The sequence below is a fragment of the Ruegeria sp. R13_0 genome, assembly GCF_017743995.1.
GTDB lineage: Bacteria > Pseudomonadota > Alphaproteobacteria > Rhodobacterales > Rhodobacteraceae > Ruegeria.
In genome coordinates this window covers 222,140-247,046 of sequence record NZ_JAGHRB010000004.1, presented here as the reverse complement: position 1 = coordinate 247,046, position 24,907 = coordinate 222,140, and the positions used below count along the sequence as shown (strand labels likewise).

Here is a 24,907-nt window from a genome sequence, read left to right as displayed (position 1 = left end):
AAGAAGGCCAGTCGTCAGCCTTTTGCACCTTCGTCAAAAAACGGTGTCATCTGCGCGACAATGACCGCGTTCTCGTCCAGTGCCCGCTGCATCAGGGCGCGTTCATCAGGGTCGATGTCATGCCCCTGCGCCTCGCGCTCGGCCAATGTGCCATAGCCTGTCACGTCCAGAGGGGCCGTGTCGGCCTGTTTCAGGATCGCAACCGTTTCACGCACCGCTTCGGCCTCATCCACGCCGCTGGCAAAGCACATCAGGGCCGCTCCGGTCGCGCCATCTGGCAGGCCATCGCCCTCCTTACGGCCGATCTGCACGAGCAGGGTGTAGACTTGCTGACGAGAGGGTTTCTTTTGCTTTTCCATGTCACGGGCCTTAGCGCCGCGCCAGAGATTGGTCAAGCACGGCCCAGACTAACGCTCAGCCGTGGCCAGCTTGAGGGCAAGGGCCACGAAAATCATGCCCGACACGCGGTTCAGCCACAGCTGAACCGACGCCGACCCCCTCAGCAGCGCCCCCAGAGTGCCCGCCGCAAGCGCAACCCCACCGAACACGATCAGCGTGGCCAAAAACATCAAGGCCCCCAGCTGATAGAATTGCGGGATCAGAGGGCCATTGGCCGGATCCACGAATTGCGGCAGGAACGCCAGAATGAAGATCGTCACCTTCGGGTTTGCGATATTCATGATCAACCCGCGCAGGTACAGCTTGCGGGTCGGGATGCGTGGGGCATCTTCGGCATTCAGCTTTGATCCGGACGCCGTGAACGCCTGATATGCCAGATAGACAAGGTAGGCCGCCCCTGCGTATTTCAGGATGGCAAAGGCGGTTTGCGAGGTCTGAAAGATCACTGCAACGCCGAGCGCGGCCGCCGTGGTGTGCACGATCAGCCCCGAGGCTAGGCCCAGCGTCACGATCACCCCCGACACGCGCCCATACAGCGCCGATTGCGTCATCACGAAAATATTGTCAGGCCCCGGTACGGCGGCCAGCGCGATGGCGGCACCCATGAACAGAAGGGCGACATCTATGGGGATCATGGCGTCTCTTTCTTGCGGTTCGTGCTGGCCGGTATAACAACAGGACCCGGCCATAAAAAAGGCCGTGGTGCGATGCCACGGCCTTTTGTCAATCTCGCGTGTCGCGGATCAATCGCGCAGCAGCTCGTTGATCCCGGTTTTCGAGCGGGTCTTTTCATCCACCCGTTTCACGATCACCGCGCAATAGAGGCTGATGTTGTTCTTCGATGGCATCGAGCCTGCAACGACCACCGAATAGGGCGGAACCTCACCATAGGTGACCTCGCCGGTCTCACGGTCGACGATCTTGGTCGATTTGCCGATGAACACGCCCATGCCCAGAACCGAGCCTTCGCGCACGATACAGCCTTCGACCACCTCAGAGCGCGCGCCGATAAAGCAATTGTCTTCGATAATGGTGGGGCCAGCCTGCATCGGCTCCAGCACGCCGCCGATCCCGACGCCGCCCGACAGGTGCACGTTCTTGCCGATCTGCGCGCAGGACCCGACGGTCGCCCATGTATCCACCATGGTGCCTTCGTCGACATAGGCGCCGAGGTTCACGAAGGACGGCATCAGCACTGCGCCTGGCGCGATATAGGCAGATTTGCGGACAACGCAGTTGGGCACGGCACGGAAACCGGCGGCCTTCCAGTTGTCTTCGCTCCAACCGGCGAACTTACTGTCCACCTTGTCCCACCAGCCACCGGCCTGAGGGCCGCCGGTCTGAATTTCCATGTCCTTGATACGGAAGCCCAGCAGAACCGCTTTCTTGGCCCACTGGTTTACATGCCAGTCACCGCTGTCCAGCTTTTCGGCAACGCGCAATGCGCCGCTATCCAGCGCGTTCAGCGTGTCTTCGATGGCTTCGCGTTGCTCGCCTGTGGTTGCGGGGGTGATTGTATCGCGCGCCTCCCATGCGGCTTCGATGGCGGCTTCCAGTTGCGCATTGGACATTGGGCGTCTCCCTACAGAATCTGTTCGTGTCGGTGTGGCCTATACGAAAGCCAAGCCCACGGCGCAATGCGACGAACAGGGGCTCTTTTGCGGCGGAATCGTGCGGCCCTCAGCTGGCACGGCGGATATGCCGGATTAGGATGGTCGTTGCCGCGGCAAGATCCTTGTGTTTCAGCGCCTGAACAATCGCCAGATGATCCTTGTCGACACGCTGTTTCCACTTGGGTCGCCAATGGGCGAACAGATGACGCGCGCTGGCGATATGAAGGTCATCAATCGTATGCAGCAGGCGCGGCATACCGCAGGGCGTCAGAAGCGCCCGGTGAAAGACCCGGTTGCGCGTTTCCCAGTCGGGCATGGTCTGCGCCTCGTCGCAAGCGATCCGCGCCTCATCCACGCGCTTCACATCGCCGGGTGTCATGTTCTGCACGGAATGCTGCAGGGCCAAAGGCTCAAGCACCACGCGCATTTCGACCACTTCGCGCACCTCCGCCGGGTCGAGAACGGCGACCCGCATACCGCGCCGCGGTTCGCTTTTGGCAAGGCCATGCCCTTCGAGCCGCAGCAGAGCCTCGCGCACAGGGACGTGGCTGGTCTCAAAGGCCTTGGCGATGTGATCCTGGCGCAGCTTCTCACCGGCGTTCAGATCACCGGTGATGATCTGCTGCCTGAGATTTTCGTAGATTGTATCGGCAATCGTGGCGCTCATGAATTATAGATAAAATCCTCAACCTGTTTTCACAAGGCGATAATTCAGCCTGCAAACGGGTCCGGTGCAATGTTCCCGCCACAGACCAGAACGGCGACGCGTTCGCCCGGCTCTGGCGTGTAGGCCCCCGACATCAACGCCGCCAAGGCGGCGGCTCCGGCGGGTTCGACAAGGATGCGATGCGCTTGCCACAGCGCGCGCTGCGCCTCAGATATGGCCTGATCGGACACCAGCACCGACTCCATCCCTTGCGCCAGTTCAAAACAGATCGACCCGATCCGCCGCGCGCCCAGCGCATTGGCCGCAACGCCGGAAACCGAAACATCGACCGGCTCACCGGCTTGCAAGGCGGCGTTCAACGCGCATGAGGTCTCAGGCTCGACCGCCACGACCTTACGCGCGCCTTGAAACCAGGCCAGAGCGCCTGCGATCAGCCCGCCGCCGCCCACGGCAATCAGGACGGTATCGGCCAGCAAGCCCTGCGACTCCCATTCGGCGAAGCATGTGCCCTGCCCGGCGACCGTGGCGGGCGCATCATAGGCGTGGATCTGCATTGCGCCGGTCTTGTCCTCATGCGCCTGCGCCATCGCCAGCGCGTTGGCATATTCGCCGGGCACCACGCTGAGATCCGCGCCGATCTGTTCGATCAGGGCAATCTTGGACGGGCCCGCAATCTCTGGCACAAAAATCTTGGCCGGATGTCCCAACGCGCGCGCTGCATAGGCGGCTGCCGCCCCGTGATTGCCGCCCGAGGCCGCCACAACACCCGCCTGCGGCACCTCCATGCTCAGCAACGTGTTGAACGCCCCACGCGCCTTGAAGCTGCCGGTGTGCTGCATATGCTCAAGCTTCAGCTCGATCGGATAGCCGGGAATATGGCTCTCCATCACCGGGGTTATCTGCGCGTGACCGGCAATGCGTTCTGCTGCCGCCTGAATTTCCGTTTTCCAATCCATTCTTGTCTTTCCGTGACTGGCACTCTGCCCGCGAACCCTATAGCTGTTTGTCAAACACGCAAGCAGGGATCGTTCACCAATGAGAGAAGACCGCCACAGCCCTTTCCGCGACGCGCAGACCGACCGCTCGACCGCGAGCGAGGTGCCGGACACGCCCCAAACGCGGTCTCCGGCCTATCGTCTGGCCTTCGCCGATGACGAATTCCTCTGCCGTGATGAGCTGCGCCCGGTGCGTCTGCAGCTGGAACTGCTGAAGCCCGAGATGATCATGAGCGAGCGCGAGATCACCTCGACCATCGTCATGTTCGGCGGTGCGCGCATTCCGGAACCGTCGCAGAAACACACCGCGCGCACCGAAACGCTGGCCGGTCTATCGCAATATTATGACGAGGCGCGCGAGTTCGCGCGGCTTATGACCGAGAAGTCGAATGAGACCGGCTGCCGCGAAAACGTCATCGTCACGGGTGGTGGCCCCGGCGTTATGGAGGCCGGAAACCGCGGCGCGCAGGATGCGGGTGGTTGCTCCATCGGTCTGAACATTGTTCTGCCGCATGAACAAGCGCCGAACCTCTATGTCACGCCGGACCTCAGCTTCAACTTCCACTATTTCGCCATCCGCAAGATGCACTTCCTGATGCGCGCCCGCGCCATCACCATCTTCCCCGGCGGGTTTGGCACGATGGATGAACTGTTCGAGTCCCTCACCCTGATCCAAACGGGACGGATGGAGCGTGTGCCCTTCCTGCTGTTTGGTCGCGAATTCTGGGAAAAGGTCATCAATTGGTCAGCGCTGGCCGATGCGGGCACGATCTCGGACGAAGACCTCGACCTGTTCCGCTTCGTCGACACCGCGCAAGAAGCGGTTGAGATCATCGAAAACTGGGAACCCGCCCCGCCTCGCGACGCCATTCCGGGACGCTGAGCCATGGCCAACAAACCCGGAGAAATGCTTCACCTGCGTGGCAACGCGTTGGAAAAGGGCGAACCCGTCGCCCTGCCACTGACCCAAAGCAGCATGTACCACCTGCCCGGCCTGCCGGATGGGCATGCCACCTATGGCCGCGTCGACAACCCGACCTGGGTGCATCTGGAACATGTCTTGTCCCATCTTGAGGACGCGCCCTGCCTCAGCTTCCCGTCGGGCATGGCGGCCATCTCGGCCGCTTTGTTTGCAACCGTTCAGGCCGGTTCGCGCCTGTTGATCCCATCGGATGGCTACTACGTGACGCGCCTGCTGGCGGACAGGTTCTTGTCCCGAATGGGCGTTGCGGTCGAAGAACGGCCGACCACAAGCTTTGCAGACGGAGGGTTTGAGGGCTTCGACGTGGTCTTCGTAGAAAGCCCTTCGAACCCCGGCCTCGACATGATTGACCTTGCGGATGTGGCCAAACAGGTTCGCGCTGCCGGAGGCATCACCATTGCCGACAACACCACCCTGACACCGCTGGGCCAGCGGCCGTTGGATCTGGGTATCGACGTGGTCGTGTCCTCGGACACCAAGGCCATGGGCGGGCACTCGGACATGCTGATGGGCCACGTCGCCAGCCGCGACGCGCAGATCATGGAGCGAGTTGAGGAATGGCGCCGCGTCTCAGGCTCAATCCCCGGACCGCACGAAGCATGGCTTCTGCATCGCGGGCTCGAGACTCTGGACGTGCGTTTTGACCGCATGTGCGCCTCGGCCCAGGTGCTAGCCGAGCGTCTGGCAGCGCATCCGGCAGTCAAGCACATCCGCTATCCCGGCTTGTCGAACGATCCCTCCCACGCGCTGGCGCAGGCCCAGACCACGCGGTTCGGGTTCCTGCTATCCCTGACGCTGGAAAGCGAAGACAAGGCCGAGGCCTTTATCAACACCTGCCCTCTGCTGCGGCCCGCCACGTCATTCGGCGGCGTTCACAGCTCAGCCGAGCGCCGCGCGCGCTGGGGAGACGCTGTCGACCCCGCCTTCATCCGCCTTTCGGTCGGGTGTGAGCCGGTTGATGAGCTTTGGCAGGCGTTCGAGGCCAGCCTGAACGCGCTCTGACTATTTCTTGGCTTCGCGCAGTTCCTTAAACACGTAGATCGGCAGCACCACGCTGGCGATCAACGCCCCCAGCCAGACCAACAGCGTTGCGGCCAGCAGGTTGGAAACACCCCCAACCGTCAGCCCCGAGGCAATCAGGTCGGTGACCAGCAGACCCACAAAGGTCACGATCAACGCGATCCCACCCTTGAGCGCCGGCGCCTTCTTTTCCCCAAGCTTCAGGATCAGCGGCTCGGCAATCACCTGAACGACGGTGAACACAAGCACCACAACGATGAATGAGATCGGCTTGATGGCAAAGCCGTTCAAAATGAGCGACGCCAGCAACAGGCCGATGGCATTCCCGGCCAGCAGGGCCAGAGCGGATTTGATTCTGCGCGACATTCAGGCTCTCCGTGTATGAACAGGTACAGACATGCAGATATTATCAAGCCTGTAGGATTTTTCGAGCCAATTCAATTGCCTCTTCCTTTTGGTCGGTTGAAATCGCATGATAAAACACATTCATAAAGATCAGACCGACCCACATCCGCGAGAGGTGAGATGAGCGACGATCCCTATTCCATCCTCGGCGTCGCCAAAGACGCCAGTGCAGCCCAGATCAAGAAAGCCTATCGGCGCATCGCCAAGGAATGCCACCCGGACCTCAAACCCGGTGATGCCGAGGCCGAGGCCAAGTTCAAAGACGCCGCCGCTGCTTACGATCTGCTGAAAGACCCCGAAACCCGTGCCCGCTATGACAATGGCGAGATTGACGCTTCGGGTCAGGAGCGCCCTCAACAGCAATATTATCGCGACTATGCCGAGGCCGCCGGAAACCCCTATCGCGGACGGCAGGCGGACCCGGATGACATGTCAGACATCTTCGCCGAATTCATGCGTGGACGCGGTGGCTTTGGCGGCCAGCGCACACAGGAATTCCATGCGCCGGGTCACAATCTGAATTACTCGCTACAGATCAGCTTTCTGGATGCCGTGTTTGGGGCCAGCCAGAAACTGACTCTGCCCGATGGCAACCGGATCGAGGTTAAAATCCCGGCGGGTATCACCACAGGCCAGACGATCCGGCTGCGAGGCAAGGGCGCTCCGGGCTATGGTGAGGGGCCTCCGGGGGATGCGTTGGTCACCATTTCGGTCGCGGACCATCCGGTGTTTGACCGGCAGGGGGATGACATCCACATCAAATTGCCGATCACCATTGATGAGGCTGTACTGGGCGGCAAAGTCCCTGCCCCCACAATCGACGGTGGCGTCAACGTCACCGTCCCGGCAGGCACCAGCAGCGGCAAAACCCTGCGCCTGCGGGGCAAGGGAGTCAAAAAACGCGGCTCATCCGAGCGGGGGGATCAACTGATCGAACTCACCGTCGCCCTGCCCGACCAGATCGACGACGACCTCAAGCAATTCATGGAGACATGGCGCGACGCCCATCGCTATGATCCTCGGAAAGGAATGCCGTCATGACCCTGACCGAAGAGGAACTGATCGAAACCATCACTCGCCTGACCTCGGACCGCCTGACCGAATACCTGGCCGCCGAGATCGTGATCCCTGAGCAATCAGATCAAGGCGTGGTCTACCACAGCATCGACGTCGCCCGGCTGGAACTGGCCTGCGAATTGCACGAGCAATACGATATGGAGGCTGATGCTTTGTCGATGATGATCTCTCTGATCGACCAGATGCACGGGCTACGCGCTGAACTGCGTGAAGTTCTGAACGCGGTCGAGGCGCAACCCGATCCCGTGCGGCAGCAACTGATTGAGGTTATCGGAACCGCCCGCTTTCGTCGCGGGTAGGTCTAGTTACCTTTGATCTGGTAGTCTTCGGGAACGTAAAAGGTGTAGTCCCTGTCGGCCACCTGCACGTGGCAGTCATGGCAATAGGCCACGGCCCCGGCCCGATCGCCCAAAGTGTCGCCAAACAAAGACCCATCGGGCAGTACCATGATGTAGCGCCAGTCTGCCGTCTCGGGGTTGGCACCTTGTGCAAGTTTCTCCATCACGAACATCGCACCGGGGTAAATCTTGCCCTCATCGGTCACCGTCATGCTGTCCTTGGCCAGAACCGAGCCCATGGGCAAAAGCTCACCCGGTTGCAGGGTCGCGTAGTTCAGCGCCATGCGGTTAGCGTAGCTGTTCACGAACCGCTGCCCGTGTGTTGCCGAGATATAGGGCGCATCATTGAACAGCGGCCAGCTTTGGTAATTCAAAATGAGATCCAGCTGCGACGTCGCATAGCCACGGGCCATACGTTTCGACAGCGCGCGATAATGCGCGCTAGCTTCGTCCTTGCTCAGCTGGGCCGGGTTTTCGATGGCCAGATGCGCATCGGGGTCTTCCGCAAAAGCGCCCGCCGCAGATAGCGGTACAAATAGGACTGCAAATGCAATGGTTTTCAATTTACTTCGAGGTCGTTCAATCATTTTGGGCTCACCTGAAAAATCAGTTTGCCTGCACGCTGCGCGTTGCGAGAAAATAAGCTCGCGGCGAAAAAGCCCCGGCGTTTCAAGGGAAAGCCGAGCGTCCGAAACAGGAACGGACGCCCCAACACATAGCAAATATTGAAGACAAAATCAGCACCGGAAACATTAAGTTTACCGCCGCAACCATTGGCAGAAGTGGCTCAGTTGCCGCTCAACCCGGCCTCAGCTTCGATCTGCTTACGCGATTTGCGCGCACGCTCGGTTGCCGATTTCAACTGACCGCAGGCCGCCATGATATCCTCGCCGCGTGTTTTGCGGATGGGTGAGGCATAGCCGGCCTGATAGATGATATTCGCAAAGGCCCGGATACGATTGTTCGAGCTGCGTTTGTACGGCGCACCAGGCCATTCGTTGAACGGAATCAGGTTGATCTTGGCCGGGATCTTATGACGTTTGATGTGGTCGATCAGACGATGCGCGTCCTCGTCGCTGTCATTCACACCATCCAGCATCACGTATTCGAACGTGATCCGCTCGGAATTCGAGACATTGGGATAGCTGGCCAGCGCCTGCAGCAACTCCTCGATGTTCCAGCGCTTGTTGATCGGCACCAGCACGTCGCGGGTCTCATCTGTAGTGGCGTGGAACGAGATCGCCAATAGGCAGCCAATCTCTTCGGCCGTGCGCGCGATTTCCGGCACCACGCCGCTCGTCGACAGAGTGATCCGCCGACGCGACAGGGAAATCCCTTCGGGGTCCATGGCGATCTTCATCGCGTCGCGGACGTTTTCGAAATTGTAAAGCGGCTCACCCATGCCCATCAGAACGATGTTCGACAGTAGGCGCGTCTCATCCTTGGGCGCGCCGGGGGTGGGCCATTCCTCAAGATCATCGCGGGCCATCATCACCTGGCCGACAATCTCGGCCGCGGTCAGGTTGCGCACCAGTTTCTGCGTTCCGGTATGGCAGAAAGAGCAGGTCAGCGTGCACCCCACCTGAGACGAGATACACAGCGTGCCGCGATCCTCTTCGGGGATATAAACGACCTCGACCTCATGCCCGCCCGCAATACGACACAGGTATTTGCGCGTGCCGTCCCCTGACACCTGACGGGTGACCACTTCGGGAATTTCGATCACAAAGCTCTCGGCCAGTTGCGCGCGATAGGCTTTGGCCAGGTTGGTCATCAGTGCGAAATCACGCACGCCCCATTGGTAGATCCACTGCCAGATTTGACCGGTCCGCATCTTGGCCTGCTTTTCCGGCGTGCCATGTTCGATCAAAGCCGCGCGGAGCTGATCGCGAGTCAGACCGACAAGGTTCACCTTCCCCTCAGGCAGTTTGCGGGGGATGGTCATGACGTCTTGAGTGATCGGCGCTTTGGGCGACATTTGGGTACCTACTGGGCGTATCTCAGGTGGATTCCGGATTGGGATGCGCCTCTATATAGGATCACGCGCAAAGATCAAAAGGAATCGTACCGCTCAATTTGCGAGGCCCAGCAATTCCTCTACTCGCGCCCTGCCCAGTTCGACCCTGCATGAGGATATCCCAATTCCTGTACCCGACCCTCCGCCAAACAACGCCCCCACGGCCTCGCATTGCGCGTCGCGATAGGTGGTCCAAGCCGTTTGAGCGGCCTCTAGCGCGGGTTTCGCCGCGGCACGACCAGTCACCTCATCAAGCTCTTGAGCGGCATCAGAGGCGAACCCATAGGCGGCCTTCAATGCTAGATCCACGCGCTGCTCCATGTCGGATACGCAAGCACCAATCTCGACCTGCGACGCGGCATCGGCGCATTCCAGCGCCGGGTCGGCCAAAACGGCACAAGGAAAAAGGTAAAAAAGCAAGGTATAGCGCATGTCAGGGCCTCCTATTGCGGATGCCCCACGTTAGCACATCATTGCCGTGCCCGTATCACTTCGTGCAGCGTGTTTCCGCATCCTCGATTGCGGCGGTGAACCCCAGCAGAGAGAACGTGTCCTTGGTCTGTGTTCCGCGTTCCGAGCGCGCGGTCAACACCGCCTCGGTCCCGCGCTTCATGGCGGTGACGATTTTGGCATCATCGGCGGCCGTCGCCGGCCAGGCCCACTCGCCCTCGGTAAACAATTCGAATTCAGCCCCGTCTACAACCAGGTTCACGGTCGAACCCGATGCAAACGGGTAGCCGCCGGTAAAGGTCACTTGCCCTTTGACCTCGGCATTGGGGCGATAGAAGACGAACAGCAAAATGTCGCTGCGGCGCACGGAAACGACACGTCCACCACGTGTATTGACGGTTTCCTTGGGGGCCGAAACGCTCCAGCATTCGGTGGGATCATCTTCGACAAAAACGCTCCAATCCGTTTTTGCCGCGACGCGGTTCGTACTTGTCCCCTGCTGTGCGATTGCAGTTGTGGCCATACCCGCCACACACAGACCCGCAAGCACGCGGGTTAGCATTGATCCCATTTGTCCAGCCTCCTAGCTCGACCTTCTACCTCATACCCATCGGAAAGGCCTGCGAACCCTGCCAGTTCGTCTTGGAAACGTTGCGCATTCCGATGATTGTCGACATACACACACTAACGCAGGTTTCGCCACAGGCGAAAGGGCGATTGGCAGAATTTTGCGCATAAATCCGGAGGTCCAGATGACGCAGCCCATCCCGATGACAGAACTATGGCGCGGCGATCTGTTGGAAAGCCTGCATCTGGGCCATGCAGTGGTCTGCGACGACACCGGGCAGATCGTGCAAAGCTGGGGCGATCCGAACGCAGTGATCTATCCGCGATCCTCAGCCAAGATGATCCAGGCTTTGCCTTTGGTTACGTCTGGCGCTGCGGCCAAATACGGGCTGAACTCGGAACATCTTGCGCTGGCCTGCGCCTCGCATAACGGGGCCGCCATTCACACGGATCGCGTTTCGGCCTGGCTGGATCATCTGGGTCTCACCGAGCATGATCTGCGCTGCGGCCCGCAAGAGCCCGCCGACATCGCCGCGCGCGACCGGCTTATTCTGGCCGACGATACGCCGTGCCAGATCCACAACAATTGCTCGGGCAAGCATTGCGGGTTTCTGACCCTGTCTCAGCATATGGGGGCCGGGCCGGAATACCTTGAGATCGACCACCCCGTTCAACAAGCGTGCTTGTCTGCCATTGAGGAAACAACCGGCGAGACCAGCCCTGGCTACGGCATCGACGGATGCTCGGCCCCGAATTTCGCGACCTCGCTGGTCGGGCTTGCGCGGTCCATGGCGTGGTTCGCCTCGGCCGCTGATCGGTCGGACCGGTCGAGCGATGCGGCGCAGCAGCTGACCGCCGCGATGATCAAGCACCCAGAGCTTGTCGCGGGCGAAACCCGCGCCTGTACCGAGTTGATGCGCGCAATGAACGGGCGCGCTGCGATCAAAACCGGGGCCGAGGCCGTCTTTGTGGCTATCTTGCCGGAAAAACGCATGGGTGTCGCGCTGAAGATCACCGATGGCACCACCCGCGCTAGTGAATGCGCCATTGCCGCCATTCTGGTCAGTCTTGGGGTGATGGAGGCCGATCACCCGGCCACGCGCAAATTCATGAATGCCACGCAATACAGCCGCCGAGGGCTGGAATGCGGCGTGATCCGACCCGCGCCGGGCTTTCCGAACTAAAGCAGCTACATTTCGATTTCGTGGATTTCCGCCACTTCGACCGAGCCTGATCCGTTGACGACCATCGGGCAACCTTTGGCCATCTCAGTCGCGGCATCCATGCTGTCGGCATTGATCACCGTGAAGCCAGAGGCCGGGTTAGCCCCGCCATTGTCGACGACGCCGCCGTTGCTGACGGTATAGGACTGGCCTACCGGATTTCCCGGGATATCCAAAGCCTCGCCCATGTTCTGAAACCATGCGCCCCATGCGGCCATGGTTGCTTCGACCTCAGCGGGGTCAGTTGGGGTGTGGCCCCCGTGATAAACAAATAGATATTGGGGCATTTCGGTCCTCCCTGAATGAAATCTATTGGCACTGCGCTTCGAGTTTACGCAGCGAGGATGTCCAGCCTGTGTTGTGGTTCTCAGCCGCTTCGGCGTCTGCGAGTTCACGGTGATCGATAACAAGTCGGGCACCGGTTTCGGTTGCCGCTATTGAAAAAGTCACATGGCTTTCCGGGCCGCGTTGATCCTGATCGTCATGCCACCCCCACGTGAAGCCGACCGAGTTCGGTGGATCAACATGCGTGACATGTCCCGAAACCTTGAATTGCTGCCCATCGCTGTTTTCCATCACCGAAAACCATGGGCCGGTTCTTGAAAAATCCAGATTGTGATCCGGCACATGCATGCCTTCCGGCCCCCACCACTGCAGCAGTTTCGCGCCATCTGTCACCCAAACAAAAAGGTCTTCTGGGCTGACGGGAAAGTCCCGCTCCAATTTCAGGTCGGCCATGAATTTTCCCTTTCCAAGATGTCACCCAAACGATCCAGACTGCTTTCCCAGAACTGTCGTTTCGAGATCGTCCACTCGGCAATTGCACGAAGGCCTTCGGAGTGGACAGAATACAGCCTCTGGGTACCCAGCACGCGTTGTTGCACCAATCCGGCCTCGCGCAGCACCTTCAGGTGGCGCGAGATTGCGGCACCGGACATGCCTTTGCCTTCGATCAGGTCTCCGGCGGGCAGTTCGCCACCGTCCATCAGCTGCTCAACGATGGCAAACCGAGTGCGGTCAGATAGGGCAGAAAAGGCTGAAACAAGATCGGTCATGCCACTTTATTTAACATAAAAGTTAAATAAAGGAAAGCCTACCTTTTGTCAGCGCCACTTCGGAAAATTGGCCGCGCGCCTTCTTTTGGTGTATGTGTGAAAAGGTTCATAGACCTGCTCCAAAGACACAAGGCATGGTGTTATGTGTGAGTTTAGTAAGTTGTTTTATTTTAGGAGGCTTGAGATGCGCTTCGCGTCCACTTCATTGTTTATCGCCTGTACCCTTGTTGTCGCAGGCTGTTCTTCGACCCCTTGGTCACAGACAGAGACTGTCACCCCAGCGGAAACCGCCCCTCAACCCACCCCTGCGGCGGCGGCGGTAGCGGCAACTCCCGCGCCTGCGACCACAACTGCGGCGGCAGCCCCTGAAAGCAAACCCGAACCGGCCCCGAAAAAAGCTTATGAGCGTGAAAGCGACGGCGGCGGTGGTGGCGGCGGCGGCGGTGGAGCCGGCGGCGGCGGTGGCGGTGGCTGGAGCGGCGGTTAAGCCGGGAAAGACACCAGATGCTAAATCTTGGGTTTGAAACAGGTCGACGGCATCTACTGGCAGCAGCTTCTATCTTGACGATTTGCGCCAGCGGCCTCAGCGCGCAGTCCACGTCGGCAACCAGCGCCAACAGCAGGGTTGCAATCGTCATCGGCAATCAGGACTACACGAGCGTTGGCGACCTGACCAATGCCAGAAAAGACGCCGAAGACATCGCGGACATGCTGCGGGACTTCGATTTCCAAGTTTTCGACGGCTATGACCTGACCAAACGCGAGTTTGAAGAGCTGATCCGCACAGCGGTTCTGAACATCCCGGATTCCGCAGATGTTCTGTTCTACTATGCGGGTCACGGCATTCAGATCGGGCGGCGAAACTATTTGCTTCCCGTGGATGCCAAGTTTGAAAGCGTCTATGATGTGCCACTGGCAACGATGACGCTGGATCGCGTGATTGACACCCTGTCCGCCCGTAGCGCGGCCCATGTGGCCATTCTGGACTCGTGCAGGGACAATCCGTTTCAAGACCTCAGATTAGCGGCGGATCTGGACGCGAACCTTTTTGAAACCCGCGAAGGGTTTGACGTGTTCAAGACGCCACTGAACTCTTTGATCGCGTATTCTACCTCGCCAGGTGCGGTGGCCAGTGATGGCGAAATCGGCCACAACAGCCCATATACGGCGGCCGTTCTGGAAACCGCCCAATCCTCTCCGTTTGAGAATATCCAACAGCTCTTTCCAGTCATTCGCGAGAGGGTTCACACCAAGACTTCGGGGCAGCAGATCCCTTGGGAAAGCTCGACACTGGTGCGCCCGTTCTATCTGGCGCAGCAAAAGGTCGAGGTTGAACCCGAGGCGCTGCAGGATGGTGCCCCCCAATCCCTCTCGCTCAGCTATCAGTTCGATAAATCCGTCCCGCTCTCCCAAAGCTTGAGCCAAGCGCTGGGGCGGGATATCGTAGATGTGCGGGTGACGGAAACCCCTGACCGGGGTGCTGTCAGCGCCAGCGACACATCTCTAACCTATACGCCCGAGATCACGGACACGCGTGCCGTCGACCTGCCTAAAACCGATTTCGCCGACACCTTTGCGGTCGAAGTTGTAACCGCTGATCAGACGCGACAGACGGTTGAGGTCTCTCTGGAATTGGGGATGAACGCCTGCGATCTCGAAGCGGGGGACGCGCTGGATCTTAATGGCGTTGGCGTGTTCCGCCTGCCGAATGAACTGGATATCACCAATGGCCTGGCCGCCTGTTCACAAGCGGTCGAGGACTATCCGGGAAACGCGCGGTTCCAGTATCAACTGGGCCGTTTGCAACAAGCTGCAGGCAATGTGCCAAGCGCCTTTGAAAGTTTCACGAGTGCTGTTGACGGCGGGCATATTCGCGCCAAATACGCACTGGCAACCTTGCTTGAGACAAAACGCATCGACCGCGCGGTCACCAAGACCCCCTTTGACCCGGAAAAAGCACGCGCCCTGCTGGAGGAAGCCACAGCCGAGCAAGACCCCTATGCCATGCACCGGCTGGGTCAACAGCTTCTACGCAACGGCGAAACAACCGAAGAGAAAAGGCGCGGTTTCGAGCTGTTGGAGCGCTCCGTCGAGCTTGGCCATACCTATTCAATGAATGAGCTGGGCCTGTATTTCCTGCTTGAAAGTTCGGACCACTATATCCCCGAACGTGGGTTGCGATATTTGCGCGCGTCCGAATTGCGGCAGGATATCTATGGATACGACAATCTGGCCTATGTCTCTCTGAATGGGCTGGGCGGCAATCCGGTCGATTTCGACAAAGCCGAAGCCTACTTTCTGGCGGCCGCCCAAGGCGGGCACCCTACTGCTCCGGCCAGTATCGCCCGCATGATCCTGCGGGATCAGTTGAAAGGCCGGCCCCGCACCGAAGCCTTGGCCTGGTACGATACATCTCTGGAACGCGGTGATGCCTGGGGCGGCGCGAACGGAGCCTATATCATCCTGGACGGCCAGGTACCGGGCAAAGGTCCGGCTGACGCAGCGCTCAGGGCAGCCAAAGCGGCCCTGCTGCCGAACGAGGAACCCGCCGCGCAGGCTCAATCGCAGCTCGACAGCCTCTCGCGTGGGGATCTGGATCGGGCTTTACAACTCGCGCTGAATGAACTTGGGGAAGACGTCACTGTCGACGGGCAGGTCGGCCCGGCGACCCTGACAGCGCTGGAAAATATCAGCGCCAAGTTCGGTGTTCCGGTTCCCTATGCCGCCGCCAGCGATCCAAAGGCCCGGTTGTTGCTGGCCGCGCGTGTGTACTGGGCGCAGAACCCGGTGCGCTTTGACTTGTTCTAGACGCTGAAGTCAGCCTTGCTGTAGCCTTGAATGTAAAGCAGGGCCGTCAGGTCTCCGTGGTTGATCCGCACGTCGCAACTAGCTGCGACCGAGGGCTTTGCGTGCAGTGCAACGCCGGTTCCGGCCCGCCCCAGCATGCCCAGATCGTTGGCTCCGTCGCCAACCGCGATCACGTCGCCCTCGGACAATCCAAGCGTTGCGGTGATCCGCTCCAGCGATTCAACCTTGGCCTGCCGCCCGAGGATCGGGCGCTGCACATCGCCCGTTAGCTGCCCATTCTCGGTCAACAGTGTGTTCGCCCGGTTCTCATCGAAACCTAACTGCGCCGCCACACGGGCTGTAAACGCTGTGAACCCGCCCGAGACCAAGGCCGCATAGCCGCCAGCCGTGCGCATGGTCGCCACCAACGCGCGCCCGCCGGGCATGAAGGTGATCCGCGTGTTCAGAACATGGTCAATGACCGCCTCGTCCAGACCTTTCAACAGGCCGACCCGTTCGATCAGCGCGCCTTCGAAGTCCAGTTCACCATTCATCGCGCGGGCGGTGATGTCTTTGACGCGCTCACCAACACCCGCCTCATCCGCCAACTCATCAATGCATTCCTGCTGGATCATGGTGCTGTCCATATCCGCCAGCAGCATTTTTTTGCGCCGCCCCTCGGATGGCTGAACGACCAGATCAACGCCCATCTCTTGCAGATCGGCCCAGACGTCCCAACGATTGTCTGGCATCTCGGGCAGCGTGAACTCGGCCGCCTCACCAGGGTTTAGCCACGTGACCTCGCCCCCGCCCCACGCATTTCGCAGCGCGTCCACCATCGGGACCTCAAGCGAGGGCGTGGTGGGATTTGTGAGCAAGGTGGCAACGTACATGGCAGGTCTCCGGCAATCTGCATAGCGCATATCGCAGGTGCAGCATTTTCGCCAGAGTTGGTTGGAAATATCTGGCAAACGGGGCTTTACGGTCCCGGTTTTCCCAGCCAGATTCAGCCCGCGACGCACGGAAAGGAACACCGAATGGCCAACTCGCTTTATGATCGTCTGTTTGGCATTCACGCCGGGAAAGCCACGCCGTTCCTGCATCTGCCCGACGGTCAGGTTCTGACCCATGCCGCCTTTCTCGACATGGCCGCGCGGCTGGCCAACGCGCTGATGGGGCTGGAGCTTGAGCCCGGAGATCGCGTCGCGGTTCAGGTCGAAAAATCGCCCGAGACGCTTGCCCTCTACGCAGCATGCGCGCAGACCGGGCTTATCTTCTTGCCGCTCAACACCGCCTATACAACTACTGAGCTGCAGTATTTCATCGAAAACAGCGGCGCAAAGCTGGTGGTCTGCGATACCTCGAATGAGGCTGGCCTGACCCCGATAGCCCAAGCGCAGAACGCCCATCTTGCGACGCTGAACGCCGATGGCAGCGGCAGCCTGATGCGCCGAGCGTTGGGGATGCTGCCTGCGTTCGAACCTGTCAGCCGGTCCGAGGATGATCTGGCCGCGTTCCTTTATACCTCTGGCACCACGGGGCGGTCGAAAGGTGCGATGCTGACGCAGGCCAACCTGCTGTCCAATGCCGAAACGCTGGTGCAGGAATGGCGCTTCACCAAGGACGATGTACTGCTGCATGCGCTGCCGATCTTTCACACCCATGGCCTGTTTGTAGCGACCAATGTGGTGCTGGCCTCTAGCGGGTCGATGATCTTTCTGCCCAAGTTCGATCTTGACAATATCCTGCGTCTGATGCCGGAGGCCACCTCGATGATGGGTGTGCCAACCTTCTACACTCGCCTGCTGGGCGATGACCGGTTTACCGGTGATCTGGCGCGCCATATGCGGCTGTTCATTTCGGGCTCGGCGCCTCTGCTGGCGGAAACTCATGAGCAGTTCGTGGCCCGCACCGGGCATCGTATCCTCGAACGCTATGGCATGACAGAAACCAATATGAACACCTCAAACCCCTATGACGGCGAACGCCGCGCCGGGACCGTCGGGTTCCCGCTGCCGGATGTCGAGTTGAAGGTCACGGACCCCGAAACCGGTGCGCCTCTGCCCCAAGGCGAGATCGGCATGATCGAGGTGCGCGGTCCGAACGTCTTCAAGGGCTATTGGCAGATGCCCGAGAAAACCGCCGCCGAGCTACGCGAGGACGGGTTCTTTATCACCGGCGATCTGGGCCGGGTGGACGAGGATGGCTATGTCCATATCGTCGGCCGTGGCAAAGACCTGATCATCTCGGGCGGCTACAATATCTACCCAAAGGAAATCGAGCTTCTGCTGGATGACCAACCCGGCGTTCTGGAAAGCGCGGTCATCGGTGTGCCGCATCCGGATTTTGGCGAAACCGTGCTGGGCATTCTGGTGCCTCAGCCCGGACAGGCCCTTGATCTGGACGCCATTCTGGCGCGCGTTCAGGATCAACTGGCCCGGTTCAAACATCCGCGCAAACTGATCGTGCTGGATGAGCTACCGCGCAATACCATGGGCAAGGTGCAAAAGAACGCCCTGCGCGAGACCTATAAAGACAGCTTTACGCAAGGCTGACCCGTCCCTTTTCAGTCACTTCCCAGCAGGAACGGCCTTCGAAGACAACGGCACTGGCCGGGCGCCCATACCCCGCGCCGGTATCCAGGTTCACGCGATTGCCGCAATGCGTCACCCGGTCGACCGGAGTATGGCCGTGAACGATCAGCTTGGGATGCGGCGCGGTATGTTTCAAAAACTCCTGCCGGATCCAGACCAGATCGTTTTCGTCCTGTTGATCCAGCGCGATACCGGGGCGGATGCCCGCATGAACAAAAGCCAGATCGGGTGTCTGGTGCATCAAAACCAGCCCCTGCAGGAACGCACGATGATCCTCGGGCACCGCCTGCAACGCCATGGCGTGCAGATCCTCAAGCCGGGTTTGCCCCTCGAACACGACCCCGTAGCTGGCAAGTGTTTCCACCCCGCCCAGACGTTCATGCAACCAGTGGTAGCCGACCAGAAGATGCGGATCATGGCGGGGGAAATCCTCAAGAAACCATGCAAACATCCGGTCATGATTGCCCATCAAAGGGATCCAGTCCCGCCCTTCGGCGCATCCCGCGATCAAGCGGTCGAGAACACCCCGGCTATCTGGCCCCCGGTCTGTATAGTCGCCCAGAAACACCACCTGAGCCTCTGGCCCGCCGTCGCGGTCGATCAGAGAAAGGAGTCGGTCGAACTCGGCGCTCTGCCCGTGCAGGTCGCCGATGGCGTAGATCGGTTTGGTCATGAAAAGGTCTCGGCTGCTGTCACGGCAGTTTAGCGACGAAAGTGCTGATAGCGCAATCAGGAACACCCGCGCCGGTCCTTGGCGCGGGTGTCAAATTGTCTGAAATGTCACAGGGCGCCCATCAGGCGACGTCGAATTCCAGCGGTTTGATCTGCGTGAATAGGCCCGTTTCCGCCAGCTTGGCGCGCGCCTCGGCCGGCACAGGTTCGTCCACATACAGAAGCGCAATCGCCTCACCCCCCGCCTCGGACCGGCCGAGGGTAAAGTTCGCGATATTGACGTCGTTCTCGCCCATGGTCTGACCCAGCGCACCGATGATGCCCGGCACATCCTCGTTGGTGGTGTAGAGCATATGCGCCCCGATCTCGGCGTCGATATTGATGCCTTTGATCTGGATGAAGCGAGGCTTGCCGTCGCTGAACACTGTGCCACCGATCGAGCGTTCGCGCTTGGTGGTCACCACAGTGACCTTGATATAGCCCTCAAACGCACCGGATTTGTCCTGATTGGTGGTCGAGATCTTGATGCCACGCTCTTTGGCGACAACCGGGGCCGAGACCATGTTCACCTCGGGATTGAACTTCTTCATGATGCCCGCAACGACAGCACAGTTCAGCGCGGCAAGGTTCATTTCAGCCGCCACACCATCGTAGAGGATGTTGATCGCCTGAACCGGCTCATCGGTCATCTGGCCGATGAAACTGCCCAGATGGCCCGCCAGTTTGATCCACGGCCCCATGACCTTGGCCTCTTCCGCCGTCACGCTGGGCATGTTCAGCGCGTTTTCCACTGCGCCGGTCAGCAAGTAGTTCGAGATCTGCTCGGCCACCTGCAGAGCCACGTTCTCCTGCGCCTCGGTCGTTGCCGCGCCAAGGTGCGGCGTGCAGACCACGTTGGGCAGGTTGAACAGAGCGTTTTCTTTCGCCGGCTCTTCGCTGAACACGTCAAACGCTGCGCCTGCGACATGACCCGATTGCAGCGCCTCGGCCAGCGCGTCTTCGTCGACCAGACCACCACGGGCACAGTTGATGATCCGTACGCCCTTCTTGGTTTTCGCCAGGTTTTCTCGGCTCAGGATGTTGCGTGTCTGATCGGTCAGAGGCACATGCAGAGTGATAAAGTCAGCGCGGGCCAGCAGCTCGTCCAGCTCGACCTTTTCAACACCCATCTGCGCGGCTTTCTCTTCACCCAGATAGGGGTCATAGGCCACAACCTTCATCTTCAGGCCAAGCGCGCGTTCGCAAACGATACCGCCGATATTGCCTGCCCCGATCACGCCGAGGGTCTTGTTGGTCAGTTCGATGCCCATGAACTTGGACTTTTCCCATTTACCCGCATGGGTCGAGGTGCTGGCCTCGGGGATCTGCCGCGCCACGGCGAACATCATCGCGATCGCATGCTCAGCGGTAGTGATCATGTTGCCGAAGGGCGTGTTCATCACGATCACACCCTTTTTCGAGGCCGCATCCTTGTCGATATTGTCAGTACCAATCCCGGCACGACCGATCACTTTCAGTTTGTCGGCCTTCTCCAGAATGGTCGGTGTGACCTTGGTGGCCGAACGAATGGCAAGACCGTCATACTGACCGATCACCTCGGCCAGTTTGTCTTTGTCCTTGCCCAGATCGGGCATGAAATCCACGTCGATGCCGCGATCGCGGAAGATTTGCACGGCGGTTTCGCTGAGCTTGTCAGATACGAGTACTTTGGGGGCCATATTCTCTGGTCCTTGAATTGTATGGAAGGTCCGGGCCTTGGACGGCCCGGTGAAAAATCAGGCAGCCTCAGACTGCGCCGCGATCTCGGCCTCGAAGGCCCATGCGAGCCATGGCAGCATCGCCTCTATATCCGAGGTCTCGACCGTACCACCGCACCAGATGCGCAGGCCCGCAGGCGCGTCACGATAGGCACCGATGTCCAAGGCGATGTTCTCGGCCTCAAGCCGTTTGGCCACGGCTTTCGCGAATGCTGCACCGTCCTGAATGCGCCCATCTGTGAATTTCAGGCAGACCGAGGTGTTCGACTGCGTCGCCGCATCCTCGGCCAGATTGGCGATCCAATCGTTCTGGTCGCAGAAGGCATGCACCGCCCCGGCATTGGCATCGGCACGCGCAATCAGCCCCTGCAGCCCGCCAACCGAGCGTGCCCAATCCAGAGCGAACAGGTAGTCCTCAACCGCCAGCATCGAGGGCGTGTTAATCGTGGCCCCAGTAAAGATACCCTCGATCAGCTTGCCACCCTTGGTCAGGCGGAAAATCTTCGGCAGGGGCCATGCGGGGGTATAGCTTTCCAGCCGCTCAACAGCGCGCGGGCTCAGGATCAGCATCCCGTGAGCCGCTTCTCCACCCAGCACTTTCTGCCAACTGAAGGTTGTCACATCCAGTTTGTCCCAGGGCAAGTCCATCGCAAAGGCCGCCGAGGTCGCATCACAAATCGTCAGACCCTGACGGTCATCCGCGATCCAGTCGCCATTGGGAACCCGCACGCCCGAAGTGGTACCGTTCCACGTAAACACAACGTCATTGGCAAAATCGACCGAGGCCAGACCGACCAGCTGCCCATAGTCAGCGGTCTTCACCTCAGCGTCGATCTTCAGCTGTTTGACCACATCGGTCACCCAGCCCGCGCCGAAGCTTTCCCAGGCCAGCATCTCAACCTTGCGTTCGCCCAGCAGAGACCAAAGCGCCATCTCGACCGCGCCGGTATCCGAGGCGGGAACGATGCCGATCTTGTAATCCGCTGGAATGCCTAGAATCTCACGCGTGCCTTCGATGGCCGCCTTCAGCTTGTCCTTGCCAACGGCCGCGCGGTGCGAACGACCAAGCGCGGCATCGGCCAGTTTGGACAGATCAAATGTGGGGGGTTTGGCACAGGGGCCCGAGGAAAAACGCGGATTCGCCGGCCGCGTCGCCGGTGTAGTATTGCTCATCTGTTTTACCCTTCCAGATACACGCCCCTCGTTGGGGAGGGGTGTCCCGCGGACAGAGCTATGGTGGCTTTGCAGATGCAGCAAGCGGAAAAGACGCTATTGCGACATAAAACGACATGCCTGAGGCGTACAAATCAGAACGCAGGTTTCCGATAAGCGAAAACCCCGCCGATTTCGCGGCGGGGTCTATTAGTTTTATTCGGCGGCTTCTTCGTATGCTTCCATTGGTGGGCATGTGCAGACGAGGTTTCGGTCTCCGTATGCGTTGTCGACGCGGTTGACGGGTGACCAGTATTTGTCGACGCCCATGGAACCCGGCGGGAAACAGGCCTGTTCGCGAGTGTAGGGGCGGTCCCAGTTGCCGACCAGATCACGCACCGTGTGGGGGGCGTTTTTCAGCGGGTTGTTTTCCGCGTCGATCTTGCCGTCGATGATGTCATGCGCCTCGGCCCGGATCGAGAGCATGGCGTCGCAGAAACGGTCCAGCTCGTCCTTGGGTTCGGACTCGGTGGGCTCCACCATCAGGGTGCCCGCCACCGGCCAGGACATGGTCGGCGCGTGGAAGCCGCTGTCGACCAGCCGTTTGGCGACGTCATCCACGGTCACATGCGCTGCCTCGTCCAGCGGACGGGTGTCGAGGATGCATTCATGCGCCACGCGTCCGGTCTCGGAGGTGTAGAGGATCGGATAGGCATCCTGCAGACGCGCCGCGATGTAGTTGGCGTTCAGGATCGCCACTTTGGTCGCCTGCGTCAGGCCCGCGCCGCCCATCAGCAGCACATAGGCCCAGCTGACCGGCAGAATGGACGGAGAGCCAAAGGGCGCCGCCGAGACCGGACCCACAGCGGTGCCGTATTCCGGGTGGCCGGGCAGATGCTCTTCCAGATGCGCCTTGACGCCGATCGGACCCATGCCGGGGCCACCACCGCCATGCGGGATGCAGAAGGTCTTGTGCAAGTTCAGGTGGCTGACGTCGCCGCCAATGTCACCGGGACGCGACAGGCCGACCATGGCGTTCATGTTGGCCCCGTCGATATAGACCTGACCGCCGTGATCATGGGTGATCTGGCAGACCTCCTGCACGGTGGTCTCGAACACGCCATGGGTCGAGGGGTAGGTGATCATGCAACCGGCCAGATGATCCGAGTGTTTCTCGGCCTTTTCGCGGAAATCGACAAGATCGATATTGCCGTTCTCGTCGGCCTTGATCGGGACCACCTGCCAGCCCACCATCTGCGCCGAGGCCGGGTTGGTCCCGTGCGCCGAGGTAGGGATCAGGCAGACATTGCGGTGCCCTTCGCCGCGGGCGAAGTGATAGTTACGGATGGTCAGCAGGCCTGCGTACTCGCCCTGCGCGCCCGAGTTGGGCTGCTGGGAGATCGCGTCATAGCCGGTGATCTGGCACAGCTTATCGTTCAGATCGGCAATCATCTCGTGATAGCCCTGCGCCTGATCTTCCGGGCAGAACGGGTGCAGATTGCCGAACTCGGGCCAGGTGACAGGGATCATCTCGATCGTGGCGTTCAGCTTCATGGTGCAGGACCCCAGCGGGATCATCGCCCGGTCCAGCGCCAGGTCGCGGTCGGCCAGACGGCGCATATAGCGGGTCATCTCGGCCTCGGCCCGGTTCTTGTGGAAGATCTCATGGGTCAGATAGGGCGTCTCGCGCAGCGCGTAATCCGGCAGGCGATAGGCGACGTTCGAACTGTCGTCTTGGCGGTCGATGCCGAAGGCTCCCCAGACCGCTTCGATCGTCTCAGCGCGAGTCTGTTCGTCCAGGCTGATGCCCACCTTCGTGTCGCCAACCTTGCGCAGGTTGACGCCTCGGGTCACGGCGGCCTCCATGACGGTCTTCTGCAGATGGCCGACCTCAACGGTGATGGTGTCGAAGAACACCTCGGGTTCGACCGAGAAGCCCGCCTCTTCCAGGCCAGCGGCCAGGCGCGAGGTCTTGCGGTGTACCGATTGCGCGATGGCCTTGATGCCGTCGGGGCCGTGATACACGGCATACATCGAGGCAATCACCGCCAGCAGCGCCTGCGCAGTACAGACGTTCGAGTTCGCTTTCTCGCGGCGAATATGCTGCTCGCGGGTTTGCAGCGCGAGGCGATACGCTTTGTTGCCGCGGCTGTCGATCGACACCCCGATGATCCGACCCGGCATGGAGCGCTTCAGCTTGTCGGTGGTCGCCATGTAGGCGGCGTGCGGGCCGCCATAACCCATCGGAACGCCAAAGCGCTGGGTCGAGCCGATGGCAATATCCGCGCCCATCTCACCCGGTGACTTCAGCAGGGCCAGCGACAGGATGTCGGCAGCAACGATGGCGATCGCCTTATGTTCGTGCAGCGCTGCGATTTCCTTGGTGAAGTCGCGCACATGGCCGTGGGTGCCGGGGTACTGGAAGATCGCGCCAAAGACGGCACCTGCGTCGAGGTTGTCAGGATCGGCGACTTGCACGTCGATCCCCAAAGGCTCAGCGCGGGTTTTGATGACTGCGATGGTCTGCGGGTGGCAGTTCTTGTCAACAAAGAAGGCCGCGTTGTTGGCTTTCGAACGCCCGCCGCGCTTGGCCATCGCCATGGCTTCGGCCGCCGCTGTGGCTTCGTCCAGCAAGGAGGCATTGGCCACGTCCAGCCCGGTCAGGTCGCTGACCATGGTCTGGAAGTTCAGCAGCGCCTCAAGACGGCCCTGGCTGATCTCGGGCTGATAAGGTGTGTAGGCGGTGTACCAGGCCGGGTTTTCCAGAATGTTGCGCAGGATCGGCGCGGGCGTGGTGGTGCCGTAATAGCCCTGACCGATCAGCGAGGTCAGAACGGTGTTCTTGCTGGCGACCTCTTTCATGTGAAAGAGCGCATCGCGTTCGGTCATCGCCGGACCCCAGTCCAGCGGCTCTTTCTGCCGGATCGCGGGCGGGACGGTGGCGTCGATCAGTTGGTCCAGCGTCTTGAAGCCGATCACCTTGAGCATGTCGCGCATCTCGGTCGGGCTGGGACCGATATGGCGACGGTTGGCAAAGTCGTAGGCTTCGTAGTCGGTCAGTTTGAAAGCCATTGGTGCGCTCCTCACGGATAGGTCAGGCCCGGCGTCGACTGCGGGAGCCTCCGGCGGGGATATTT

26 protein-coding genes are annotated in these 24,907 nt (G+C 60.3%); 8 read left to right on the top strand and 18 right to left on the bottom strand.

Annotated elements, in window-relative coordinates; translation table 11 throughout:
- Positions 1 to 14: 14 nt before the first annotated feature.
- From J7394_RS07320 to J7394_RS07300, 5 genes are all read right to left on the bottom strand, one after another.
- Positions 15 to 359 (bottom strand): hypothetical protein, encoded by a 345-nt coding sequence (locus J7394_RS07320; protein ID WP_170375977.1) that lies wholly within the window; start codon positions 357 to 359, stop codon positions 15 to 17.
- A 48-nt stretch (positions 360 to 407) separates the two neighbouring features.
- Positions 408 to 1,034: a LysE family translocator gene (locus tag J7394_RS07315; protein WP_209251957.1), complete on the bottom strand. Its 627-nt coding sequence runs from the start codon at positions 1,032 to 1,034 to the stop codon at positions 408 to 410.
- Positions 1,035 to 1,142: 108 nt separating this feature from the next.
- Positions 1,143 to 1,970, bottom strand: a complete 828-nt coding sequence (dapD, locus tag J7394_RS07310) for a 2,3,4,5-tetrahydropyridine-2,6-dicarboxylate N-succinyltransferase (protein ID WP_209251955.1) — start codon at positions 1,968 to 1,970, stop codon at positions 1,143 to 1,145.
- Between the two features lie 109 nt (positions 1,971 to 2,079).
- Positions 2,080 to 2,679 carry a GntR family transcriptional regulator gene (locus J7394_RS07305; RefSeq protein ID WP_209251953.1) on the bottom strand — a complete coding sequence of 200 codons (600 nt, stop codon included), beginning with the start codon at positions 2,677 to 2,679 and terminating at the stop codon, positions 2,080 to 2,082.
- A gap of 44 nt (positions 2,680 to 2,723) precedes the next feature.
- The gene (locus J7394_RS07300) at positions 2,724 to 3,635 is read right to left on the bottom strand and encodes a threonine/serine dehydratase (RefSeq protein WP_209251951.1); all 912 of its coding nucleotides are present in this window, start codon (positions 3,633 to 3,635) and stop codon (positions 2,724 to 2,726) included.
- 79 nt (positions 3,636 to 3,714) lie between these two features.
- On the opposite strand from J7394_RS07300, the gene J7394_RS07295 reads away from it, so the two are divergent.
- Both J7394_RS07295 and J7394_RS07290 read left to right on the top strand, forming a co-directional pair.
- On the top strand, positions 3,715 to 4,557 hold the full coding sequence (locus J7394_RS07295; protein WP_170644200.1) for a TIGR00730 family Rossman fold protein: 843 nt from the start codon (positions 3,715 to 3,717) through the stop codon (positions 4,555 to 4,557).
- Positions 4,558 to 4,560: 3 nt separating this feature from the next.
- Positions 4,561 to 5,658, top strand: a complete 1,098-nt coding sequence (locus tag J7394_RS07290; protein WP_209251949.1) for a cystathionine gamma-lyase — start codon at positions 4,561 to 4,563, stop codon at positions 5,656 to 5,658.
- Here the strand turns inward: J7394_RS07290 and J7394_RS07285 are convergent, their stop codons facing one another.
- On the bottom strand, positions 5,659 to 6,042 hold the full coding sequence (locus J7394_RS07285; protein WP_170644204.1) for a hypothetical protein: 384 nt from the start codon (positions 6,040 to 6,042) through the stop codon (positions 5,659 to 5,661).
- A gap of 159 nt (positions 6,043 to 6,201) precedes the next feature.
- Between J7394_RS07285 and J7394_RS07280 the strand changes: the two genes are divergently transcribed.
- Both J7394_RS07280 and J7394_RS07275 read left to right on the top strand, forming a co-directional pair.
- Positions 6,202 to 7,122: a DnaJ C-terminal domain-containing protein gene (locus J7394_RS07280; protein ID WP_209251947.1), complete on the top strand. Its 921-nt coding sequence runs from the start codon at positions 6,202 to 6,204 to the stop codon at positions 7,120 to 7,122.
- Positions 7,119 to 7,457: a hypothetical protein gene (locus J7394_RS07275; protein WP_170375995.1), complete on the top strand. Its 339-nt coding sequence runs from the start codon at positions 7,119 to 7,121 to the stop codon at positions 7,455 to 7,457. The genes J7394_RS07280 and J7394_RS07275 overlap by 4 nt, the downstream gene beginning before the upstream one ends.
- 2 nt (positions 7,458 to 7,459) lie before the next feature.
- On the opposite strand, the gene J7394_RS07270 is transcribed toward J7394_RS07275, so the two are convergent.
- The 4 genes from J7394_RS07270 to J7394_RS07255 all read right to left on the bottom strand — a co-directional run bounded on the left by J7394_RS07270 (position 7,460) and on the right by J7394_RS07255 (position 10,534).
- Positions 7,460 to 8,083, bottom strand: coding sequence for a cytochrome P460 family protein (locus J7394_RS07270; RefSeq protein WP_209251945.1), 624 nt, complete (start codon positions 8,081 to 8,083; stop codon positions 7,460 to 7,462).
- Between the two features lie 200 nt (positions 8,084 to 8,283).
- On the bottom strand, positions 8,284 to 9,474 hold the full coding sequence (gene rlmN / locus J7394_RS07265; protein WP_209251943.1) for a 23S rRNA (adenine(2503)-C(2))-methyltransferase RlmN: 1,191 nt from the start codon (positions 9,472 to 9,474) through the stop codon (positions 8,284 to 8,286).
- A 93-nt stretch (positions 9,475 to 9,567) separates the two neighbouring features.
- Positions 9,568 to 9,945 (bottom strand): lysozyme inhibitor LprI family protein, encoded by a 378-nt coding sequence (locus tag J7394_RS07260; protein ID WP_209251942.1) that lies wholly within the window; start codon positions 9,943 to 9,945, stop codon positions 9,568 to 9,570.
- Positions 9,946 to 10,000: 55 nt separating this feature from the next.
- Positions 10,001 to 10,534: an invasion associated locus B family protein gene (locus J7394_RS07255; RefSeq protein WP_209251941.1), complete on the bottom strand. Its 534-nt coding sequence runs from the start codon at positions 10,532 to 10,534 to the stop codon at positions 10,001 to 10,003.
- 181 nt (positions 10,535 to 10,715) lie between these two features.
- On the opposite strand from J7394_RS07255, the gene J7394_RS07250 reads away from it, so the two are divergent.
- On the top strand, positions 10,716 to 11,714 hold the full coding sequence (locus J7394_RS07250) for an asparaginase (protein WP_209251940.1): 999 nt from the start codon (positions 10,716 to 10,718) through the stop codon (positions 11,712 to 11,714).
- Positions 11,715 to 11,719: 5 nt separating this feature from the next.
- Here the strand turns inward: J7394_RS07250 and J7394_RS07245 are convergent, their stop codons facing one another.
- Genes J7394_RS07245 through J7394_RS07235 form a run of 3 tightly spaced genes read right to left on the bottom strand, consistent with a single transcriptional unit; the run spans position 11,720 to position 12,808 of the window.
- A complete protein-coding gene (locus J7394_RS07245; RefSeq protein ID WP_209251939.1) occupies positions 11,720 to 12,040 on the bottom strand; it encodes a YciI family protein in 321 nt (106 codons plus the stop codon).
- 22 nt (positions 12,041 to 12,062) lie between these two features.
- The gene (locus tag J7394_RS07240) at positions 12,063 to 12,491 is read right to left on the bottom strand and encodes an SRPBCC domain-containing protein (RefSeq protein ID WP_209251938.1); all 429 of its coding nucleotides are present in this window, start codon (positions 12,489 to 12,491) and stop codon (positions 12,063 to 12,065) included.
- Positions 12,479 to 12,808 (bottom strand): helix-turn-helix transcriptional regulator, encoded by a 330-nt coding sequence (locus tag J7394_RS07235; RefSeq protein WP_209251937.1) that lies wholly within the window; start codon positions 12,806 to 12,808, stop codon positions 12,479 to 12,481. The genes J7394_RS07240 and J7394_RS07235 overlap by 13 nt, the downstream gene beginning before the upstream one ends.
- 184 nt (positions 12,809 to 12,992) lie before the next feature.
- Here J7394_RS07235 and J7394_RS07230 point away from each other — a divergent pair, with 184 nt between their 5' ends.
- Positions 12,993 to 13,295, top strand: coding sequence for a hypothetical protein (locus tag J7394_RS07230; protein ID WP_209251936.1), 303 nt, complete (start codon positions 12,993 to 12,995; stop codon positions 13,293 to 13,295).
- 74 nt (positions 13,296 to 13,369) lie between these two features.
- A complete protein-coding gene (locus J7394_RS07225; RefSeq protein ID WP_209251934.1) occupies positions 13,370 to 15,616 on the top strand; it encodes a caspase family protein in 2,247 nt (748 codons plus the stop codon).
- Here J7394_RS07225 and serB read toward each other — a convergent pair.
- Entirely contained in the window at positions 15,613 to 16,488 is an 876-nt protein-coding gene (gene serB / locus J7394_RS07220; RefSeq protein WP_209251932.1) for a phosphoserine phosphatase SerB, read from the bottom strand. The two genes, J7394_RS07225 and serB, sit on opposite strands and share 4 nt — an antisense overlap.
- Before the next feature lie 144 nt (positions 16,489 to 16,632).
- Between serB and J7394_RS07215 the strand changes: the two genes are divergently transcribed.
- A complete protein-coding gene (locus J7394_RS07215; protein WP_209251930.1) occupies positions 16,633 to 18,150 on the top strand; it encodes a malonyl-CoA synthase in 1,518 nt (505 codons plus the stop codon).
- Here J7394_RS07215 and J7394_RS07210 read toward each other — a convergent pair.
- The 4 genes from J7394_RS07210 to gcvP form a co-directional block, all read right to left on the bottom strand.
- Positions 18,137 to 18,862 (bottom strand): metallophosphoesterase family protein, encoded by a 726-nt coding sequence (locus tag J7394_RS07210; RefSeq protein ID WP_209251928.1) that lies wholly within the window; start codon positions 18,860 to 18,862, stop codon positions 18,137 to 18,139. The two genes, J7394_RS07215 and J7394_RS07210, sit on opposite strands and share 14 nt — an antisense overlap.
- A 121-nt stretch (positions 18,863 to 18,983) precedes the next feature.
- Entirely contained in the window at positions 18,984 to 20,579 is a 1,596-nt protein-coding gene (serA, locus tag J7394_RS07205; protein WP_170482243.1) for a phosphoglycerate dehydrogenase, read from the bottom strand.
- A gap of 57 nt (positions 20,580 to 20,636) precedes the next feature.
- Complete coding sequence (locus J7394_RS07200; RefSeq protein WP_209251925.1) at positions 20,637 to 21,791, bottom strand: phosphoserine transaminase; 1,155 nt, start codon at positions 21,789 to 21,791, stop codon at positions 20,637 to 20,639.
- A gap of 195 nt (positions 21,792 to 21,986) precedes the next feature.
- Positions 21,987 to 24,842, bottom strand: a complete 2,856-nt coding sequence (gene gcvP, locus J7394_RS07195; protein WP_209251923.1) for an aminomethyl-transferring glycine dehydrogenase — start codon at positions 24,840 to 24,842, stop codon at positions 21,987 to 21,989.
- Positions 24,843 to 24,907 lie beyond the last annotated feature (65 nt).

What these genes read in the sequence shown, in the direction of transcription:
- J7394_RS07320 (WP_170375977.1), bottom strand. Translation starts at nt 359, where the DNA reads ATGGAAAAGCAAAAGAAACCCTCTCGTCAGCAAGTCTACACCCTGCTC.
- J7394_RS07315 (WP_209251957.1), bottom strand. Translation starts at nt 1,034, where the DNA reads ATGATCCCCATAGATGTCGCCCTTCTGTTCATGGGTGCCGCCATCGCG.
- dapD (WP_209251955.1), bottom strand. Translation starts at nt 1,970, where the DNA reads ATGTCCAATGCGCAACTGGAAGCCGCCATCGAAGCCGCATGGGAGGCG.
- J7394_RS07305 (WP_209251953.1), bottom strand. Translation starts at nt 2,679, where the DNA reads ATGAGCGCCACGATTGCCGATACAATCTACGAAAATCTCAGGCAGCAG.
- J7394_RS07300 (WP_209251951.1), bottom strand. Translation starts at nt 3,635, where the DNA reads ATGGATTGGAAAACGGAAATTCAGGCGGCAGCAGAACGCATTGCCGGT.
- J7394_RS07295 (WP_170644200.1), top strand. Translation starts at nt 3,715, where the DNA reads ATGAGAGAAGACCGCCACAGCCCTTTCCGCGACGCGCAGACCGACCGC.
- J7394_RS07290 (WP_209251949.1), top strand. Translation starts at nt 4,561, where the DNA reads ATGGCCAACAAACCCGGAGAAATGCTTCACCTGCGTGGCAACGCGTTG.
- J7394_RS07285 (WP_170644204.1), bottom strand. Translation starts at nt 6,042, where the DNA reads ATGTCGCGCAGAATCAAATCCGCTCTGGCCCTGCTGGCCGGGAATGCC.
- J7394_RS07280 (WP_209251947.1), top strand. Translation starts at nt 6,202, where the DNA reads ATGAGCGACGATCCCTATTCCATCCTCGGCGTCGCCAAAGACGCCAGT.
- J7394_RS07275 (WP_170375995.1), top strand. Translation starts at nt 7,119, where the DNA reads ATGACCCTGACCGAAGAGGAACTGATCGAAACCATCACTCGCCTGACC.
- J7394_RS07270 (WP_209251945.1), bottom strand. Translation starts at nt 8,083, where the DNA reads ATGATTGAACGACCTCGAAGTAAATTGAAAACCATTGCATTTGCAGTC.
- rlmN (WP_209251943.1), bottom strand. Translation starts at nt 9,474, where the DNA reads ATGTCGCCCAAAGCGCCGATCACTCAAGACGTCATGACCATCCCCCGC.
- J7394_RS07260 (WP_209251942.1), bottom strand. Translation starts at nt 9,945, where the DNA reads ATGCGCTATACCTTGCTTTTTTACCTTTTTCCTTGTGCCGTTTTGGCC.
- J7394_RS07255 (WP_209251941.1), bottom strand. Translation starts at nt 10,534, where the DNA reads ATGGGATCAATGCTAACCCGCGTGCTTGCGGGTCTGTGTGTGGCGGGT.
- J7394_RS07250 (WP_209251940.1), top strand. Translation starts at nt 10,716, where the DNA reads ATGACGCAGCCCATCCCGATGACAGAACTATGGCGCGGCGATCTGTTG.
- J7394_RS07245 (WP_209251939.1), bottom strand. Translation starts at nt 12,040, where the DNA reads ATGCCCCAATATCTATTTGTTTATCACGGGGGCCACACCCCAACTGAC.
- J7394_RS07240 (WP_209251938.1), bottom strand. Translation starts at nt 12,491, where the DNA reads ATGGCCGACCTGAAATTGGAGCGGGACTTTCCCGTCAGCCCAGAAGAC.
- J7394_RS07235 (WP_209251937.1), bottom strand. Translation starts at nt 12,808, where the DNA reads ATGACCGATCTTGTTTCAGCCTTTTCTGCCCTATCTGACCGCACTCGG.
- J7394_RS07230 (WP_209251936.1), top strand. Translation starts at nt 12,993, where the DNA reads ATGCGCTTCGCGTCCACTTCATTGTTTATCGCCTGTACCCTTGTTGTC.
- serB (WP_209251932.1), bottom strand. Translation starts at nt 16,488, where the DNA reads ATGTACGTTGCCACCTTGCTCACAAATCCCACCACGCCCTCGCTTGAG.
- J7394_RS07215 (WP_209251930.1), top strand. Translation starts at nt 16,633, where the DNA reads ATGGCCAACTCGCTTTATGATCGTCTGTTTGGCATTCACGCCGGGAAA.
- J7394_RS07210 (WP_209251928.1), bottom strand. Translation starts at nt 18,862, where the DNA reads ATGACCAAACCGATCTACGCCATCGGCGACCTGCACGGGCAGAGCGCC.
- serA (WP_170482243.1), bottom strand. Translation starts at nt 20,579, where the DNA reads ATGGCCCCCAAAGTACTCGTATCTGACAAGCTCAGCGAAACCGCCGTG.
- J7394_RS07200 (WP_209251925.1), bottom strand. Translation starts at nt 21,791, where the DNA reads ATGAGCAATACTACACCGGCGACGCGGCCGGCGAATCCGCGTTTTTCC.
- gcvP (WP_209251923.1), bottom strand. Translation starts at nt 24,842, where the DNA reads ATGGCTTTCAAACTGACCGACTACGAAGCCTACGACTTTGCCAACCGT.